The following is an 18,624-nucleotide window of genomic DNA, read 5'->3' as shown; positions in this document are numbered from 1 at the left end:
ATAGCACCCCTTACCTCGTGACTGTTACCAGCTCAAAATGATTTTTGCGACCTTGCCCGGACCGGAGATCAGCTTCTCGAAGCTCTCGCTGCCCTGACTCATGGAGGCGAATTCAACCCAGGGGAGCATATTGACGTTCCCTTCCTCTATCCAACGCAATGCCGTATCAAAGTCTTTAGACGAGTAAGCGAATGCCCCCATGGTTATCGTTTCGTTGCGTATCATATCATTTACTTGCAGCTTGCTTTCCACTTCATGCAAGCCTGTGAACACTACTTTACCGCCAGGCCGCACCGCCTGTATGCTGCCTCTGCGGGTCGTCTCCGCGCCAACTGCGTCTATCGCAGCGTCAAAGTCCCCGCTCCATGACGGCTCCAGCTGTTCCAGGCCGGTTGCGGCGATTCCGCCGAGCTCTCTTACAATCTCGAGTCTGGCCTCGTTGCGGTCAAGCACAACAATATTCCGAAGACCATGCACTTGAGCAGCCTGAAGTGCGAATAGTCCGATCGGGCCGGCACCGTAAATAAGCAATTGGTCTTGCGCATTTAACTCCAACAGACGGCATACATGAATCGCGCAGGCAAATGGTTCGGCAAATGCACCTTCCCCGAAAGACACGTGATCATCGAGTTGATACACATTCCTTGCCGGGACTGCAACGATTTCGGCAAATGCCCCCGGCCTGTGGGCCCCAAGCAATTTTCGTTCGCCGCATAATTGAGATTGACCATTACGGCAGAAGCGGCAATGCCCGCATGTCACAAGCGGGTTGGCTGTAACGCGAGCTCCGACTTGCAACCCGTGCGATTCGTTTACTTCCGATCCCAACTTTTCAATAACGCCTGAAAACTCATGGCCCATGATCAGGGGCGGCTTGCGCAAAGAATTATGTCCCAGGTAGCCGCTGAGTTCGGAGCCGCAAATGCCCACCTGCTTCACCCGAATCAATACCTCATCGGAAGCGCAAACGGGGACGGCAACCTCACGAATGTTCAGGGACCGCGGCCCCTCATAAACGAGTGCTTTCATGCCCATTTCCTCCCCTTTACTGAACTCGTTCCCGTTTTTCCCAACCTTGCCTGAATAACGGCAGCCAGTGCCCTGGGTCATACGGATGCTTCGCAATTTCGTCCAAATTAAGCTCGAAACCAAGACCCGGCCGATCTGGCGGCTGGAGGTAGCCGTTCTCTACTTTGAACGATGGAGACAATACTTCCTGAGCCCATGAAGCATTAAATTCATCAAAAATTTCATGAAGGAAAAAATTCGGACTGGCCATATTCAAATGAGCGCAAACAATGGAGCAAATAGGGCCTTGCGCACTATGCGGAGCGGTTACGCCATTATGGGCGTGCACCATGCCGCAAATCTGTTTGGAAGCGCTCAATCCCAGGAATTGCGGCTCCAGCTGAACAATATGAACGGCATCATGCTTAAGAAGCTCCGCGAATTGCTCACGATTGTAGTAGTCTTCCCCGCATGCGATCGGTACCGGGCTTCGCTTGGCTACCTCAATCACAGACGATTGACGATACGGCGGAACCGGCGCTTCAAACCATGTCGGATAATACGGCGCCATCGCCTCTGCAAATTGGAGAGCTGTATGTACGCTAAAGCGGTTATGCCCCTCAATCAAAATATCCACATCCTGACCGACGGCCTCGCGGACAACGGATATTTTACGGATGGCGCCAGCGAAATCAGCTCGCTCCACTGTTCGCCAAGCAGCCCCGAACGGGTCGAACTTCAAGGCCGTATAGCCCTTCGAAACTACTTCTCTAGCTTGGTTATACAAGCTTTCCTCGTCGGTACCGCCTCGATACCAACCGTTTGCATAACAGCGAAGTTTATCCTGGCACTTGCCCCCAAGCAGCTTATACACCGGTTGCCCTGTCGCCTTGCCCATAATATCCCAACACGCCGTTTCGATTGCCGCGAGTGCGGAGCCTTGAATTTGACCGCCGTCCGAGTAGACGTCGCGAATCATTTTTAAGGAGATCGCCTCCACATCAAACGGATTCATGCCGATTACCAGATGCTTAAGTTCATGAATCGCCGCCTCGACCGTTTTGGCAAAAGCATTTAAAGTTCCCTCGCCGATACCGGTAATTCCTTGATCCGTTTTCACTTCGACAAAAAGCCAGTTCTTCCAGGAGTTCCCCACGATATAAGTGCGGATATCCGTGATTTTCATGTTCAACACCTCCCTCGATCTATAGGATAAAAGTAGCACGCAATCGTTGGTATCCACAAGATGTCTAACTTGTATACATCAAGTTTCGAATTACGGGCCGATCTTCCCTGCTATCTCTAATAGTTTTAAAGAGTTAGCGGGGAAGGCGGGCACCTTGCCTTTAAGGAAAATATTCGATGCCCCGATCTCATACGAGCTATCACTCCATAAAGGCGCACATCCTGAAATGTTTTTTCTTATTCATACTGATAAAGTTCCACTCGAAGAATTTCGGGATCCTTGCCAAGCCTGACGTGATACACACCTTCATCCCCGTTCAGCACCCTACCTCTCCGCCAATTATCATTTTCAAACTCACCTTCTTCAATTCGGATAATGCCTGCTTGCTTGCGTTCATTACGCTTAGGCAAGAAGTTTACGGTATAACCATAGCCTGCCAGAAAAAATTCATTCTCACCGGTCTCAACGACAATACCTCCCGCAACAGGCCTGCCCTCTTCCGGCGTACCAAATGTGATTTTAATGTCATACTTGGTAAAGGATAATAAGCATCCCTTTTCTCGATTCTGCACGAATCCGGTCATGGCTCCAGTGCCGTTATAGCGCTGAATCAATCCTAACATATTGCCGAGCAGCTTATAGCTCTTTGCGAGATAGGGTCCAGTTCCATTTAAAATAAAACCGGATTGCTCGATATTTAGCGCCGACAAAAGGGAGGCATCCACCGCGTCCACATTTTCTGAAAGGAAATCTTCAATTCCAAATGGAGAGAACCCTAAAGCATCATGCTTGCCGAGTGCATAAAACACATTAGCGGCCGAAACCAGATCTCTTCTCGCCTCCGGAATGAATAGCGGGTTCCCATTGGTTGTGTATTCCTGGCAAATTTCCTTAAAGTTAGGCAAATAAATATCAGGGGCATAAATGGAAATCGTCGGCGCGCCTACTTTCCAGACCCGCATCATTTTCGCTATGGGCCCTCCGCTGGGATACGTGCCCGGTATTCCCGGAAACTGTTCCAGCCAAGCGTTGACCATCATGGGCAGTGGATAGACCTGTTGACCTGCATTGGAAATCCGCTCCACCGCGCAGGCATAGTGATAAGCCATAAAGGTCTCATCAGCATCCTCGCCGAATGCTTCTTTCCAAGTTCCTTCAACTCCGAACGCATTGGCCAAACATTCTGGTACTTGACCACCGAATACGAAGTCAGCCTCTTCGGAGAAGTCTCGCGTAGCGCCCAAAAATCCAATTTCATTCTCGACTTGCATCATAATGACCGTATGTTCTTCGCCATCCACTTCCCTCAAATGAGACATAAGACGTTGAAATGCTCGGGCATCCGCCTCAACGGCCGCTTGGCAAAGCGGGGAAATAGTCTCCGACGCGATTTTACCTGGGTATCTTGCACGAAAATAGGTGCGATGATCTCTCTTCACCCAAGAAGGTGCGTAACTCGAAAGTCCATTCTTCCAAAGCCCGAACCAAAGAAACACAATGCGTACTTGTTCCTCTCTTGCACGGGTAATAATGCCGTTAACGAGTTCAAAGTCGAACTTCCCTTCTGCTGGCTCAAGCAACTCCCAATAAACCGGTACAATGACAGTGTTAAGATGCAGTCCCCTAAGGTAAGGCCATACTTTCTCGTCCATGTAACGAAGACTAGAAGCACTGGAATTATGAATTTCTCCGCCCAGAGCTATAAATGGGTGTCCGTCCACGTAGAGCCTGGTAACTCCGGCTTCATTTCTTAAGTGCGGTAAAGGTTTCATTTAGCTATCTCCTCCCGATATATGGCTGCGGGATCATTACCAGATGACTTGAAATACGTCACCTTCGGTGATTCCCTTCTCATTAAAGGTATCGACTCTTACATATACCGGTTCCCCTTTGATTAAGGCGCCGATTGTGACCTTATTACTCCCCAATACCATATAACTATGATACAGTTTATCCGGTGCGAAGCCCCACAGAACATTGTATCCAACAACTTCTGCTTGATTCCAATTCACATAAAGATCGAGTTCGCTTACCATTTCGGTTTTGATTCCGGTTACTTTTTCCGGAAGTTCCCCTTTGCCAATTCCAAATACTCGCAAACCGGAAATACACGCTGCTTGATTGTAAGGAAGCTCCTTAACCGTACATCTAATATATTGAACTTTCATTCCATTTTCTCTTACGATAAAATCATGCGGTAAATCCGTAGCTGCATTGGTTTTATCTTCTATGACAAAATACTCTTTTCCATCCACTGACCCTTCCAAAAGCCACCTGGTATGATGCTTACGTTGATCAATGTGTCTCCCCTCTTGGAAATCTGCTCCCTCAGGAATAGGAATATTCAACGCATTATCCGCAAAATTGACTTGAATCGCGTAGACGTCGCAGGAGTGTAAGAGATCGATTTGAAGCCATTCACCGGGACTATTGGACGCTGCTTTCCACCAGGTACGAACGTTTTCATCTATAGCTTTCGACGCATCTTTACCCGCTTCAAAAGTTGATGCAGCTGCCGGTTTGCCATACGAGAGAAGCATCCATTCAGGGTTACTCCATGGGTTCATCACAGCCTGTTCGACCTTTATCGGCCAGTCTCCATATCGTTGGTTACAGAACAGTTCTCCATCCTGATCGAAACCGGCTGGCCAGAACCCCAACCGTCTTTCAAAATTGTGGTTGACACTGATTCTCATAGTGGAGGCGTGCCAATAGTTTCCATGATGATCCTCCATTGTCGATCCATGTCCGGCACCCGGAATAAATCCTCCCGGCTTATAGGAGTATGGATTGTTTTTGGCGAGTGTAAATGGACCCAGCGGATTGTCCGACACATAAACGGCATCTGAGTACGTGTTAAACTCTGTAGCCGGACTGGCATATTGTAAATAGTATTTGCCGTTATGTTTATCCATCCATGCGCCCTCGATGTACGGATCATTCTCAAACACTGTTCTCAGATGATTCAACTGTTCATCCGTAATATTGGGGATATTTCTCGCATTCAGTTGAACCAATTCCTCAATCTGTTCTGGTGTTCGGGGCGTAATATGGTTTTCGCCATTTCTTTCATACCCTTTAACGGATGGGTTACTGAAGATCAGCGCGACCGGCTCCGTTGTCGGCTTCATCCCCTCAGGGTTTAACTCTACTCCATAGATGGGTTTATCATTGGAACATCCCCAGTAAAGGTACACTCTGCCATCGTCATCCAAGAACAAATTCGGATCCCAGAAGGGGAAGGTCCCTTCAATCTCCTCGAAAGATCCGTTGATCGGATCTTTCGTTCGGTAAAATGAGCAGTTACGAGAAGAATTCGATGCGGAAAAGTACATGTATTCTCCAATGACTCGAACATCCGGGGCGTAATCGTAGATCGGCAGATCCGTTAGAGGATGGAATTCCCAATCGGCTAGATTGTCACTCCAAAGAAATCCAGCCGTCATGGACGGGAAAAGATAATATTTCTGATTAAAATAAATCATGGATGGATCGGCAGCTTCCCTGTTGATTTTCATAATTCCGTGCTGTTCAATAAATTGATATTTGTATGGCATGTTAATTGGATTACAGATAAATGTCATTTCCTCAACCCCTAACTTTATATCTTGGAACACTACAAACCACCAACTGTACAATCAGCCCTCGGCAGCTATAATTCGAACGCCCCACGGCTCGATATTGAGCGCCTCTCCTTGTTCCACACCTTCACCGAAGAGCAGCTCCGCCCCGCCTTGGTACGGATAGACGAACGTCTGCGTATTATCTATTATTCTTTGACTTTAAGTGATAAACAGTCCACCTCTTGATAGGCAGGGTACCGGTATTAGTAACGGTTAGCCGCTCAATTTCCGTGCAATTCCAAACATCATATGCAATTACCTCATACTCATACTCAGTGCCGTCGAACGGTCCGCACCAAAGTCCTTTTCCAGGGAGATCGTAACGGCAGAAAATCAGGTATTCGTCCATATCCCGGTGTAAGGTAAAATAGTGATGCCCATCCGTGTTTAGCGCATCCCTTTCCATACTTTGGAAACCGCATGTTTCTATGATCTGCTTCATGAACTTGAGTCGAGGTGCGCTTTGGCCTATCAACGTGCCACCATACGACCAAAATAGATCTTTCCCGTTACCGTTAGACTTGATAACCTCACCGTGTGTTGCATATCCCCCGGCCATTGCCGAAAGCCAATGCCGCAAAACAGTTGTTTCGGCGTCACTACTGCCCCATTCTACTTTCATGTTTCCTTCGTACTGATATTCATCATTCACGATTGGTTTCATGTATTTGTTTTTTAACTCAAGAACGAGTGTATAAGTATCCGGATGTTGATAGCTGACGTGAGTCATCCAGTCACGGTTAGGATAAATAAAACCAAACGGAATATTATGAATTGATATTGGATGACTGTAGGGGTCATTCGCCTTGATTGTCGCACCGAACAAATCCCAATCTTTACGATCCATCCGTACATAAGTTTTACCTTCCGGCGTATTATCAACGTCAAACTCATTGGCCAAAGACCACCATACGTTCCTGTACGCAGACAAGCGCGCGATAATATAGTTAATATAGGTTAGATGATCATCCTGTTTCATTCCAAGATCAATTCCCCAACAATCGTAAGGATGGAACAGTATCACGTCAGCTTCAATCCCAAGTTTTAATAGATCCATGACTCGATCTTCTAAATTTTGAAAATACTCAGGACAAAACCGCTGAAAGTCAAAAGAATTTGGTTCGCCTTCAAACGGGAATACGGGCGGCTCGTAGGAGATATCGATCTCGCTCACCTCGCCACCAATTCGCATGAATTTCGGAAATACGAGCATACGTATTTTATTAAAACCATACTTGGAGAAAGATTCCAGCGTCTTCCGTCGAACTTCTTCCGGACGGTAAGTCCAGGCGTATGCAGTAGTACCCATAACAAAAAAGGGAGTACCGTCTGCGTAGGAAAAATGTGTACCTATTACTCGGATAGGTCCATGATTTCCCTGAGAAGGGGCTGCTACATGAAACATACCTTCGAGTCCTTCAAAATCTGCATAATCTGATAACACCCTGAATCGATATTCCCCCTGCGATTCCGGCATATACCGAATTTTCCAAGTATCGCCTCCATCATGAAAGCCCCTAATTCGCTTCCATCCCTTCCCACTCCAAAACTCCCCATAAAGGTTCACATCCCTGAATGGATTAATGAAGGTATGAGAAGCCTGCAATTCAACTTCAAATATGTCCCACTGCTCAACGTTGTGTGTAAATTTCATCTCGTTTCGCGCCTCAATTCAATTGTAAATGCTAATCTCAAATTGATGTTCTTTAATTCCGTCCCTGTTTCCGGGCCTTTTGCGTAAACGACCTGACAGTCACAGAAACTAAAAACACTCGAGGTGCAGCCGTTATGTTGCCAACTTATATGCACGATACCCAATAGAACTAATTACAGTCAGGACCAGACATCGCTTCATTCCACCAGCCGTACAATCAGCCCTCGGCAGCTATAATTCGAACGCCCCACGGCTCGATATCGAGCTCCTCGCCTTGTTCCACACCTTCACCGAAGAGCAGCTCCGCCCCGCCTAGATACGAATAGACGAACGTCTGCGTATCGTCGGAATAGTTGAAATAGAACCGTACCGTCCGGCCCGCTCTGTTCACGCCTGTCTTCACAATCAGCGGAAACGCGAGCTGCTGGTCCGTTCCCCACAGCCCCGCCTCCTCAACGGCCGACCGAAGCACGCGCCGCATCGAATCGGCATCAAACAGGCCGCCGATATACGTTGCGCAGCCGCGTCCGTATCGATTGCGCGTCGCCGCAGCATATTGTCCCCAATGCGGATGGACGTAGGAGGCGAGCACCTCGGCCTGTTCGGACATGGGCGTCAGCAGCTCCATAAAGCTTTCCACCGTCCCCGCTTCCTCAGCACCGTCGAATAGTTTGCCCGCAAGTCCGACACCTTTCGGCTCGACGAACATGCTGTACGAGACGCCGCAGGCTTCCGAGATGATGCCCGGTTGACTCATAGTCCGCACCTTCACCGTATCATCGGCGAAGCCGCTCTTGAAGGAGTAGACGACATGACCGCCTCCCGCTGTATAAGCGTTCAACCGCTTCAGCGCTTCGTCCGGCACCGCGTAAAGCGCAGGCACGACGATCAGTCCGTAATCGTCCAGGCATTCGAAGGACGGATGGATAAAGTCGCAGGACACATTCATCTTATAGAGCTCGTCGTACATCCGGCGGACAACATCGTTATACGTTCGTCCGTCGGGAAGCTTGAACCATTCCAACGCCGTCAGCGCTTCGTTGCTGACCATGACCGCGACCCGATTCGTCTTGCGCAAGCCGATCAGCTCGTCAGAGAGCCGGGCGAAATCGTGGCCAATCGTCATCGCTTCGTTATAAACCGGGTTCGGCTGCAAATCGTGACTCAACAAGCCCTTCCAGTACGTTTCGATCGAGTTGTGAATCGAATGCCAGTGCCAGTAGGCAACCATCGAAGCACCAGATGCGACATGGCTGAACGCCAGAAGCCTCAACTGGCCCGGGTACGGCGTCATGTTCGGAAACGCCTGTGCCTGAGTCTCTAGTACAAGGTAGTTTGCCCGTTTCAGCGAACGCGCCATGTCCCCGCCGAACGATACCTCGATGCCGGTCAGCTTGCTTTGGGAAGGATGGTAAATGTCGACGCCCGCAATATCGAAAGGCGCCGCTGCAGCGAAGTGGTCCACCGACGGCTGCACACCGTACGAATACCCTCGCCATTCGAAGTCAAAGTTCTGCGTGACGAACTGGCCGGGACGCTTGTATTCGTTTACGATAGCGACCTGCCAAGCGAGGAAGTCAGTCACTAGCTTCCGCTGGAAACGTGCGAATTCAGCTCCTAAACTGCCGTTGATCGTGCCAATGACAGAAGGGAAGTCCTCCCAGCTGTTGATGCGATTGCTCCAATAGTCTAGGCCAAACCGCCGGTTGATCTCATCCAAGGATCCGAATTTCCCTCGCATGTATTTGACAAATTGAAGCTGTACATTTGGTCCTGCCGTGTTATAGTGCTTCGTTTCGTTATCCGTTTGATACCCAATGACGGCGGGATGACTAGCCACTCTCGAAATCAGCTTGCGAATAATCCGCTCTGCATAGAATAAATAGACCGGGTTTGTAATGTCCATAATCTGTCTGGGGCCATATTTACCCGGCCCAAGCGGCGTGATGGCAAGCACGGCGGGATGTTCCTTCACCATCCAAGTCGGGACAGCATAGGTCGGCGTGCCGACAATAACGTGAATGCCGGCAGCGTGCATCGCGTCAAGTACCCGGTCTACGGAACTGAAATCGAAGTCGCCGTTCTGAGGTTCATGTGTACTCCATGTCGATTCCGCGATTCGGACTACGTTAATACCGGCTTCTCTCATCATCCGAATGTCTTCGTTCAGCCTGTCATTAGGCATGTACTCATCATAATAAGCAACACCGTAGAGAAGTTCTTTAATCATTCCTTAAATGCTCCTTCTGCTAATTGGACGTATATTAATCTGAAGTTTTCTAGATATTACCTATTTAAAAAATCCCGGTCATAGACCGGGATTCTGAAGGTGTTCAGCCGGTAGCCAAGATGGAATGCAAAGAGGTTCTTGGACTAATTGATCATCCTAGCTTCAATTATGATGCGTTAAGGCGCTGATCCAACGCTTTGGATTATTGATTGAAAATCTGCGTAGGTTGTGACAAGTGGAGCAGACTCCCAGGTCTTCTGTGCCATCACCCGCAACCTTGGGAAGATCGAGGCGGCCACTTGCTCTTCGGTCAATCCGTTCACGTCGTTCCAGAAATTAAGTGAAGAACCAAGGTTTCGGGGTTCAGCCGCTCCAACGTCATAGAGCGGTGTCAGAGTCCCGCTGCTTCCGTCCTGATAGTTGTATGCAAAACCGTGGAAGAGATTCACGGCCCAGTCCTCGTACATGTGCTGGATCGACGGCACGGGCGTGTAGCCGTAATCAGGAAAGTCGTACGTAGGCCAGAAGCCGGAGTTCTGGATGGTGTACCCCTCGAGCAGGAGCTGTTGAGGTGATACCGGATTCGTAGGACTAGGGTATGGGGTGTTCAGGTCCGTCCACCAATCTATGACGACGTTTTTGTCGATCGGAATGGTATGATCTGGTGTGGTAGAATCGTTCCAAATCCGTAGTGTTTTACCTTTGGCACGGACCAACCCATTGATTTCATTAATCAATCCGTGAACACCGTCCTTCGCCGTGGCAAGCGGTCCATATGTCTGTTTGGCGTACTGCTCGAGCTGCGGATAGTTCTGATATTCGCTGTCACCAAGAAACTCATCAGCCCCCATGTGCCAGTACTTCCCCGGGAATAGCGGGAGATACTCTTCGATCAGATTATGCAAGAACTCCCGAGCAGCAGGGATCGTGTAGTCGATCTTATTGGGGACGGCTACACCATTCTGGTCTTTCAGTTGAAACTCGGGGTGATTCTTCAGAGCCCAGCCCATGTGCCCCGGCATGTCGATCTCGGGTACGACCGTGATATGGTAGCTCGCCGCAAGCGTCACCAGCTTTCGAATCTGATCTTTGGTGAGGAACTGTGGCGATTGAAGGCCCTGGCCGCTTTCAATGCGCCAGCCCTGATCATCCGTGAAATGGAGGTGGAGATAGTTGAGCTTCAGATAGGCCATTTCCCGAACCCGCGCCGCAAGCCAGTTGTACGAAATGTTACGGCGGGCTATGTCCATCATCAGTCCGCGCTCGGGATAGCGTGGCCAATCCCGAGCGGCGCCAGCAGGTACTGAAGGGGACTGTTTCAGCAACTGGAGCAAGGTGCGAGTCCCGTAGAAGGCGCCTGCCGATGTGGTCGCCTTGATGTTCACGGACGATCCGACTGTGAGCTTATATCCTTCATCACCAATCTGGGTATCCTGCGAGCCAAGCTCAAGCAATATGTCACCTGGATCGGGATCCTTTTTTGTAACCTTGATTTTGACTTTTTTTCCGGTCAACGTTTCCAAGTCATCGGCAAAGACCTCGGCATCGGAACGAAGTCGGGATTCGTCTGATGGATGAATAAGAACATAGGGGTGCTTACCAATTTGGAACGATCCTGACGATCCCGTCCACTCACGCAGAGCCGGGATGGTTGTTGGCTGCGGCGAATTAGACGAATTAGCTTCTGCTATCGCCCCCACGTTGAGCAGCATGATGACAGCCAACGCAGAACCGACTATACCTTTCCATACTTGTTTCATCTCTTGGTGTCCTCCTAATTATTAAAGAATTTTGGGTATAATCGAAGCAGATGGTACAAGATTCCTTTAACCGGAATTTTTCCTCTCACCCTCCTTTCATTCTCATTTAGTTCCCTTCCATTCTTCAATGCAACTTAATTTGGGTCTAAACTGCTCATCTTCTCCCAGAAAATCATTTTCTTGAACGGTGCTGAAGCAAGCTATCCTTTTACTGCACCGGCCGTAACACCTTTAGTAATCTGTTCGTTAAATAGCGCGTAAATAAGTATTGCTGGTACCGATATCAATACCATTACAGCAAACTGAGAGCCGTAATCGGATGAGTACAAACCTGTAAAATTCTGAACTGAAAACGGCAATGTCTTATACGTATCCCTACTTAAAAACGTTGCTGCCATAATGAATTCATTCCAACAAGTCAAAAAGGAGTTGACCGCAACCGTGACGACGGCGGGCATCATCAATGGAAGGATAATTTGAAATACAAGTCTAAAGATACCGCAACCGTCAATGATCGCTGATTCTTCAAGCGCAGACGGAATAGTACGCATAAATCCTGAAAGGATAAACATTCCTAATGGTACATTTACAGCTGTATAAGGCAAAATCAGTGCCCAGTAACTATCCCTCAACCCTAATGTTTTAAACATAGCAAAGGCAGGCAGCAAAGTTGCGTGAAGAGGAATCATGATACCAAGCAGAATGATCGTATAAAAGATGCCTCTGAATCTCCACCTCATTCGGGTGAATGCATAAGCCAGCATTATAGATATTAAGACCGTAAGAACAATCGAGACGCCTGATACGACGATGCTATTTGTAAGATATTTCAAGAAATTACCATCAACCCAAGCATTTGCGTAATTTCCCCACTTTGGTGAGCTCGGCCACTTAATAAGTTCCGATGAATAAAACTCACTGCTATCCAAGAAAGAGTAATTCACCAACCAGATCAGAGGAAATAACTGCACAAGAGCAGCTAAGATACAACATATCCATAGACAAACTTTCTTCAATGATTTCATTCCCCAAACCTCCTAATACTCAACTGAGTTGCGACTCGTGATTTTATTGCTGATGTAGGAGGCAATTAAACAAATGATAATAAACAATATCGAGATTGCATTGGCATATCCATACTCACTTGCCTTGAATGCCTTGTTATATAAATAAACGGCTAAAAATTGCGTGGCATCTCCAGGACCGCCGCCCGTGGTCAAATAAACTCCTTCCATTTGTTTCAACGCCGCGATAATCGCCAGAGTAACCTGAATCGTAATTACCGGGGATAAAAGAGGGACCGTGATCTTCCAATGAAGTTTAAATCCGGAAGCTCCATCCAATCGCGCCGCCTCATACATATCCTCCGGTATTCCTTTGACTCCCGCATAGTAAAACAATAATCCCCATCCAAATCCCGACCAAATTAAGATAAGGAGCATTGCCCCCAAAGCCGTGTTCGTATCAGCCAGCCAAGCATGTTTTAACGACCCCAAACCGATTGAAATAAGGAACTTATTAAATATGCCAAAATTGGGATCGAGAATGGACAGCCACATTTTTGCGATAACGACAACTGAAATTACGCAGGGGATGAAGAAAATCGTGCGAAAAATCTTCTCAGCCTTACCTCCGATCCGGTCCAGCAAGAGAGCAAAAAAGATACATAGCGGATGTTGGATAAAGATGAAACCCAGACCGAGCAGAAGAGCATTTCGTAACGAAACCCAAAACTGCTTGTCATGAAAGAGTAAATTTCGATAATTGTCCATACCAACCATCGTAATCTTCGTTCCTGGTCCCATTGTTTCCGTGAAAGAATAATATCCACTTAAAATAATCGGAGCCAGAAACATAAATAAAAATAACAGTAACCCTGGAAAAACAAAAATTAAAATGGACAATCTATTACTGAGTACTTTTTGCATGATGCACCACCTCATACTTTTAAAAGTATGGAGCAGGTACTCAGCCCTACCCCACACATTTAGCCTAGCCCTGACCCATACTTTACTTATTTTGATTGTTTATCAATTGCTGCCTGTAACCTGTCGACCAGTTGTTCAGGCGAAGATGATGCACTGAAGAATTCACCGAATACATTTTGGATATCATTTTTTAAGCTAGGGGTACCATGGTCAATCCAGGAGATACCTGGTGTGGATGTGGCACTTGTAAGAATGTCACTCATTTGCTTTTGGACTTTGGATTCATTGCCTGCCAATTCATATTTTTGTGCCGGCACAAGGCCTCCAACTTGCCAGCTTACTTTAGGCCATTGCCCAGCACCCATCATGTAATCAAAAAATTTCTTTGCTTCTTCCGGATGCGGGGACGCACTGACTAGGGAAACGCCTCCACCATTCCACGCCTGCAAATCGGTATCTTTGCCCTTTCCGCCGCTTACGACAGGAAATTTAATAACGTCCAGGTTGTTTCGGAACTCTTCAGGAAGGCTTGCATTTGTAGCCATGCCTGATTCCCAAGAGCCCATATACCACATTGCTGCTTTCCCTTGCGTAAACAGGTTTTGGGACATTCCGTAGTCAGCCGTCATAAAGCCATCTTGGAACAGACCTGCATCCCGGAACTGTTTGAAAATCTTCGCCCCCTCGAGGAAGCTTGGATCATCTTTTAAGGACTTCTTGCCGTCCACTGCATCCAGAATGGCTTGCTGATCGCCATTTACGCGCTGAACAACGTTTTGGTACAACTCCGCCAGATTCCACTGATCCTTCCCATTCATAGATATTGGAGCAATGTTCTTTTTACGGAATTCCTTCGCGGCAGCGATCAGTTCATCGGTTGTCGTCGGTATTTTCACGCCGTTATCTTCAAACAATTTTTTGTTGTAATAAATGACTTCATAGTCGCTGCTCCTAGGTAGTCCGTACAGCTTGCTCTCATACGTAAAGTTCTTAAGTGAACCCGGCAGGAAACCGAAGCTATCGTTGTTATAATCTTTAGGATTCAATTCCTTTACATATCCGGCTTGCCGCAGAGCATTTAGTTCTGCTCCACCAAATACTGCAGTGATATCAATTGGTTCGTTCGATGCCATATAAGTTCTTAACTTATTCGAGAAAGGCTCCCCTAGTGCTTCAACCTCGATTGTTACATTCGGGTTCTCTTTCATGTAATTGTTAATAATCGTTTGTTCAGCAAGTCCTTGACCAGCTTTCCGATCCGGCAAGTTCGAGAAGAAACGTAACGTTACTTTTTTAGCCGGTGCTGCAGAATCCGTAGCGGAGTTTGGACTGGAACTCGAATTGCCATTGTCATTGTTGCATGCTGTCAACAGAACCATCAGACCTAGTGATGCGAAGAGCAATTTGCTTGCAGTCTTTCTATGCATTTGTATTCCCCCTTGGAAGTTCATTTTGTTGCTACGTGAGCAATCTTATCATGGACATCGTGAAATTTCAGCGGAGAAAAAGACAGTAAGGTTGAAATTTCGTAACTGTTAGCAACACCCATATTGTTCCCGTTCGAATACGTGATTATAATTGATAGAATGACACCTTGATGGGAAAGGGCGGCGAACCTTATGAAAAGACTTTACTTGGATTTAAGCATACGTCTCAAAATTTTCGTCGTATTCTATTCAGTTATCGCACTGATCACGCTTTCAATAGGTTTTTATTCGTACCAGACAGTCAAAAAACAGATTATCGATAAAGTTAGTACGACCAACATTGGAATCATAAGAGAGATCGGGAACAGCATATCCTCCATGCGTAAGCAAGTTGAGGATTGGGCAACCGTATTCATTTCTTCTCAGCCCATTCAATCTGAACTTTCACAAGGAGGCAGCTCAGGTGAGTCACTAGGGAACACCCTTTATAATGGACCAACAGCCTCCATTATGGATTACATGCTGACTACCCGCATTTTTGATTACTTATCCCTTTACGGAACCAAGGAGAACCCTCTTTTTAGTGAATCCACTGGCAACGGCAGCAATCCCTATGCGCTTTCCGATATTCACGAAAGTCCAACTTATTCGCAAATTCTTCAGAAAAATGGTGCTCCACTTTGGTTTCCGTTAACGGATAAAAAAAATACATTTGTTCACGATGACCAAAATGAAATGATTGGCATGAGCAGAATCGTACGTAATGTTTACAACGGAAAACATATCGGATTATTGTTTTTGGGCATTAACACGGAAACGGTCCGAAAGCTTTATCTAAAAAATCTTTATGATAATGATCATGGTATCGTCTTATTGGATCAGAAAGGTACGCTATTAATGCAAGCAGGAATGCCACAATATCAGATGGATGGGTTCATAAAGGTTTTAAACGGTATAGATGACAAATCGCTAACAGGGACCAAAATCGTAACAGTAAACGGTGAAAAATTGCTAGTCACCTTTAGCACGATGGATTCCTTAGGTTGGCGTGTTTTTTACACGGTCCCCCTTGCTTTCCTCACAAATGAATTGAATGCTATAAAAGAATTCACGTTCATCTTAATTTTCATATGCCTAATTCTAAGTTTGCCATTAATGCTGGTTTGCACAATCTTCCTTACAGCACCAATTAAAGCTTTGCAGAGATCTATGAAGAGGTTTCAAAATGGAAATTTCGAAGAACGTGTGAACATCAAATATCGAGATGAGATTGGTGAACTTGGTAGGGGATATAACAGTATGGTTTCGAAAATCAAAACCTTAGTAAATGATGTCTATCTGCTTAAACTTAGCGAAAAAGAGGCAGAGCTCAAAGCCCTGCAAGCACAAATTAACCCACATTTCCTCTATAACATGCTGGATACAATCTTTTGGGAAGCTCAGACTTCCGGAAACAAAAAAATTTCCGATATGATTATTAGTCTTTCTCGGCTGCTTCGGCTTAATTTAAACCGTGGCAGCAGTCTAACCAGTGTAGTGAAGGAAAAAGAACTTATCGGCCATTATCTCGCTCTTCAGAAGATGAGATTTGAGGAAAAGCTTCAATACAGCATTGAAATCCCATCTAAGCTTGATCATTACGTCATTCTAAAGCTGATTCTTCAACCTTTTATTGAAAATGCAATAACACACGGAATTGAGAAAAAACATGAAGGTGGAGCAGTTAGAGTTTCTGGTAATTTAGTCAACAACAATCTTGAATTTCTGATAGAGGATGATGGAATCGGGATGGATGAATTTACAATAAATAAAATTATGAATTACGTCCCTCCAAGCAGGTCCAATCTTTCGAGCGATACCAGCGGCTACGGAACTCACAATGTTTTTGCACGCTTGCAGCACTTTTATAATGATCAATATACGCTAAGAGTGGAGAGTCAGATTGGTGTAGGTACAAAAGTATTTCTTCGAATCCCATTAAATCAGGGCGAGAGGGAGGTAATCTTATGATTAACTTACTAATAGTTGACGATGAAAGGCGTGCCCGTGAAGGGATCCGAAATGCAATTGATTGGAATTCGCATGACATCCATATTGCAGGTGAAGCTTGTGATGGGGCTGAAGCGCTCAAGATAATTAAACAATTCCCAGTAGACATCATTATCACTGACATTCGAATGCCAGTTATGGATGGCCTCGAGTTAATTAAGGAAGTGTCGGTATTATATCCTAGCATTCGTAACATTATTTTCAGTGGATACGATGAATTTGCTTATGCTCAAAAAGCCATGACGTTCGGCACATGCGAATATTTATTAAAACCGAGCCGGCCGGATGAGATTCTGGACGTTATCAAGAAACAAGCAAATCATATTAACGAAGAAAAAAAGCAAAGTGAAGCGTTGGACCAATTACGTATTGGTTTTCAAAGTAGCTTGCCTTTGTTACGGGACCGGACATTGAGTCGCTTGGTATTATCAGAGCGTCCCCCATCTGATCGTCTTGAAGCGATGCTAAGCCTTAACCACATTACATTTCCAAAGATGTTGTTTGGCGTTCTGGTGCTTGAAATTGATAATTTTTACACGTTGGAACAAAAATTTAATTATAAGGAGATTGAGCTGTTTAAGTTTGCGATTAAAAATATCACGGAAGAAATACTTTCGCAAACGCTCGTTTGTGCAGCCTTTGAACATCAGGACAGCATTGTATTGATCCTTAACACAGATCAGTGGATTGATACGATGGCTTTCCAGGGGATTATGATGGAGTTACAAACAGGAGTTAGTCAGCATCTTCCACTTACAATTTCAATAGGTGTTGGAAGTATGGACAAGGGAATTTCCTACCTTCATTCATCTTACCGTGAAGCTGTAGATGCACTAGAAAAACGGTTTTTTAAAGGCTCGGAAAAAATCGTTAATTACATGGAGGAGGATATAGAAGCAACTTCATATCCCCTTTCTGAAGAGAAAGCCATTATTCAGGCCATTATCTCTGGTAGTCGGGAAGTAATGGTCGAAAAGTTTAATGCATTTCATTATGCATTAAAACCCGAAAGCAGCTCGAAAAGCCATGTTCTCAACTCCATGCTTGCTCTAGCTTTTAGTTTGTTTCACTTTTGTATCGAAAAAAACATAAATACCGATGAAATCTTCGTCGAGGATTTCCCAAAGCTGTCAAAGATCCTCACTAGTTCAAGCATGGATGTGATTAAAAGTGTAATAACAGGGATTATGTGCAGAATAAGTGATCAAATAAACTCATCCAAAAACAATAATAGGATATTTCTAGAAGCTCTGGCTTATATAAATCAAAATTACAACAAAGATATCAGCCGAGACATAGTGGCAAGAGAAGTTTTCATAACCCCTGGCTACCTGGGTATTCTTTTTAAACAGCAATTAAACATGGGTTTTTTAGAATATTTGCATAAGATCCGAATCGACCGTGCCATAGAGTTGCTCTCTAATCCTGGGATCAAAATTAGTGAAATCGCCTATCAAGTCGGTTATCAAGATGAAAAATACTTCTCTCAAGTTTTTAGGAAGTACACTGGGCTGACCCCAAATCAATATCGAAATAATTTGCCTATACGATGAGAAATTGAGCAGGAGGGGGCTAGTCGTCCCCTTCTCTAACCACCAATGCAGTTTTTGTAACTTGTACATGAAACGCTAAACACTTCAATCCACCTGCCGGACAATCAGCTCAGGATATTCTTGTCACAAAAACACCCGTTCCGATTCCCGGAATTGGTGATGAGCGAAAGTGAGGTAAACATAAATAACACTTGATTTATCAAGGT

12 protein-coding genes are annotated in these 18,624 nt (G+C 45.9%); 2 read left to right on the top strand and 10 right to left on the bottom strand.

All coding sequences use genetic code 11. The annotated features are described in order from the left end of the window. Positions 1-24 precede the first annotated feature (24 nt). The 10 genes from AC0LWT_RS22510 to AC0LWT_RS22465 all read right to left on the bottom strand — a co-directional run bounded on the left by AC0LWT_RS22510 (position 25) and on the right by AC0LWT_RS22465 (position 14,816). The gene (locus AC0LWT_RS22510) at positions 25-1,029 is read right to left on the bottom strand and encodes an alcohol dehydrogenase catalytic domain-containing protein (protein WP_474683520.1); all 1,005 of its coding nucleotides are present in this window, start codon (positions 1,027-1,029) and stop codon (positions 25-27) included. Positions 1,030-1,045: 16 nt separating this feature from the next. Continuing rightward, the gene (locus AC0LWT_RS22505) at positions 1,046-2,194 is read right to left on the bottom strand and encodes a mandelate racemase/muconate lactonizing enzyme family protein (protein WP_474683519.1); all 1,149 of its coding nucleotides are present in this window, start codon (positions 2,192-2,194) and stop codon (positions 1,046-1,048) included. Positions 2,195-2,430: 236 nt separating this feature from the next. Then, positions 2,431-3,966, bottom strand: a complete 1,536-nt coding sequence (locus AC0LWT_RS22500) for a DUF5597 domain-containing protein (protein WP_474683518.1) — start codon at positions 3,964-3,966, stop codon at positions 2,431-2,433. 36 nt (positions 3,967-4,002) lie between these two features. Next, positions 4,003-5,811 (bottom strand): family 43 glycosylhydrolase, encoded by a 1,809-nt coding sequence (locus AC0LWT_RS22495; protein ID WP_474683517.1) that lies wholly within the window; start codon positions 5,809-5,811, stop codon positions 4,003-4,005. A gap of 145 nt (positions 5,812-5,956) precedes the next feature. Further along, the gene (locus AC0LWT_RS22490) at positions 5,957-7,471 is read right to left on the bottom strand and encodes an apiosidase-like domain-containing protein (RefSeq protein ID WP_474683516.1); all 1,515 of its coding nucleotides are present in this window, start codon (positions 7,469-7,471) and stop codon (positions 5,957-5,959) included. 217 nt (positions 7,472-7,688) lie between these two features. After that, entirely contained in the window at positions 7,689-9,698 is a 2,010-nt protein-coding gene (locus tag AC0LWT_RS22485; protein WP_474683666.1) for a beta-galactosidase, read from the bottom strand. A 179-nt stretch (positions 9,699-9,877) separates the two neighbouring features. Beyond that, a complete protein-coding gene (locus AC0LWT_RS22480; RefSeq protein ID WP_474683515.1) occupies positions 9,878-11,461 on the bottom strand; it encodes a family 20 glycosylhydrolase in 1,584 nt (527 codons plus the stop codon). Between the two features lie 200 nt (positions 11,462-11,661). Beyond that, entirely contained in the window at positions 11,662-12,486 is an 825-nt protein-coding gene (locus AC0LWT_RS22475; RefSeq protein WP_474683514.1) for a carbohydrate ABC transporter permease, read from the bottom strand. 12 nt (positions 12,487-12,498) lie between these two features. Continuing rightward, positions 12,499-13,389 carry a carbohydrate ABC transporter permease gene (locus tag AC0LWT_RS22470; RefSeq protein ID WP_474683513.1) on the bottom strand — a complete coding sequence of 297 codons (891 nt, stop codon included), beginning with the start codon at positions 13,387-13,389 and terminating at the stop codon, positions 12,499-12,501. Positions 13,390-13,475: 86 nt separating this feature from the next. Further along, positions 13,476-14,816: an ABC transporter substrate-binding protein gene (locus tag AC0LWT_RS22465; RefSeq protein WP_474683512.1), complete on the bottom strand. Its 1,341-nt coding sequence runs from the start codon at positions 14,814-14,816 to the stop codon at positions 13,476-13,478. A 192-nt stretch (positions 14,817-15,008) separates the two neighbouring features. Here AC0LWT_RS22465 and AC0LWT_RS22460 point away from each other — a divergent pair, with 192 nt between their 5' ends. Next, on the top strand, positions 15,009-16,826 hold the full coding sequence (locus AC0LWT_RS22460; protein ID WP_474683511.1) for a cache domain-containing sensor histidine kinase: 1,818 nt from the start codon (positions 15,009-15,011) through the stop codon (positions 16,824-16,826). Further along, entirely contained in the window at positions 16,823-18,418 is a 1,596-nt protein-coding gene (locus tag AC0LWT_RS22455; RefSeq protein WP_474683510.1) for a response regulator, read from the top strand. Before AC0LWT_RS22460 ends, AC0LWT_RS22455 begins: the two co-directional genes overlap by 4 nt. Positions 18,419-18,624: the final 206 nt, after the last annotated feature.

It is taken from the genome of Paenibacillus sp. sgz302164 (assembly GCF_056120505.1).
The sequence above is the reverse complement of the archived record's forward strand: the minus strand, read 5'-3'. Positions and strand labels throughout refer to the sequence as shown.